This window comes from Parafrankia sp. Ea1.12 (assembly GCF_900465275.1).
Taxonomy (GTDB): domain Bacteria; phylum Actinomycetota; class Actinomycetes; order Frankiales; family Frankiaceae; genus Parafrankia; species Parafrankia soli.
Map to the genome: position 1 here is coordinate 1 of NZ_UBIZ01000042.1, position 712 is coordinate 712.

A 712-nucleotide genomic window follows, 5' to 3' on the forward strand; every position below is an offset into this window, starting at 1 on the left:
TCGAAGGAGGCGGAGCTCCTTGTCCTGCGACATCAGGTGGCGGTGCTGCGCCGGCAGGTGAACCGGCCCGGTCCTGGAACCGGCGGATCGGGTGATCCTCGCAGCCCTGTCCCGGCTGCTGCCCCGGTCCAGCTGGGGTTCGTTCTTCGTCACCCCGGCCACCGTGCTGCGCTGGCACCGTGACCTCCTCGCACGCAAACGGACCTACCCGCGGAAGTCGCCCGGTCGGCCGCCGGTCCGCCGGGAGATCCGCGAGCTGGTCCTGCGCCTCGCGCAGGAGAATCCGACCGGGGGCCACCGCCGGATCCAGGGAGAGCTCGTCGGGCTGGGCTACCCGGTCGGGGGGCCACCGTCTGGCGGATCCTGCACCGCGCCGGTGTCGATCCCACGCCCCGGCGGGCCGATGCCTCCTGGCGCACGTTCCTACACGCCCAGGCCTCCGGCATCCTCGCCTGCGATTCCTTCACCGTGGACACCGTATTCCTACAACGGATCTACGTGTTCTTCGTCGTCGAACACGCCACCCGCCACGTCCATGTTCTCGGGACCACGAAGCACCCGACCGCAGCCTGGGTCACCCAGCAGGCACGGAACCTACTGATGGACCTCGACGAACGTGGCCACCGGTTCCAGTTCCCCCTCCGTGACCGCGACACCAAGTTCACGGCTTCCTTCGACGCCGTCTTCACCGGAGCCGGCATCGACGTGGTAC

General features: G+C 69.2%; 1 pseudogene. It reads left to right on the forward strand.

The annotated features are described in order from the left end of the window. Window positions 1-712 (forward strand): annotated as a pseudogene (locus FMEAI12_RS37560) (integrase); the annotation flags it as partial.